This window comes from Larkinella sp. C7, assembly GCF_006149005.1.
Taxonomy (GTDB): Bacteria; Bacteroidota; Bacteroidia; order Cytophagales; family Spirosomataceae; genus Larkinella.
This window is the reverse complement of record NZ_VBSL01000209.1, coordinates 1-386: the sequence shown is the minus strand read 5'-3', so window position 1 is coordinate 386 and position 386 is coordinate 1. Positions and strand designations below refer to the sequence as shown.

The window sequence follows — 386 nt, the reverse complement described above, 5'->3', positions numbered from 1 at the left end:
AAAATAATATTTTTAAGCGAGCAAAAAGACTAGGTTGTGCTTAAGTTACCTAGTCTTTACACACTTATGCTTGATAAATAATTTGACCATCACAGATGGTATATTTGACAACACCTTTGAGACTTTCTCCGATGAAGGGGGAGTTTGAGGCCTTAGAAGCGAACTGGTCGGAAACAATACGGTCCTCCCTATCGGCAAAAATGACGATGTCGGCTGGTCCATTTTCAGCCAGATAACCGGCATCAAAGTCATAGAGAGCAGCTGGATTGCTGGTCATCTTGGCCAAGAAATCCGACAGGCTGAGGTCTCCAGTTTCGACAAGATTGGTCAAACCAAGCGAGAGCGAGGTTTCCAGCCCTGTCATGCCAGATGGGGCCTTGGTTATA

The 386-nt window shown here is 45.1% G+C and carries 1 protein-coding gene; it reads right to left on the bottom strand.

Features of this window, described 5'->3' with window-relative positions; translation table 11 throughout:
* Window positions 1–64: 64 nt before the first annotated feature.
* The coding region (locus FH871_RS35135) for an amidohydrolase family protein (RefSeq protein WP_138995372.1) at window positions 65–386 on the bottom strand (322 nt) is incomplete at its 5' end.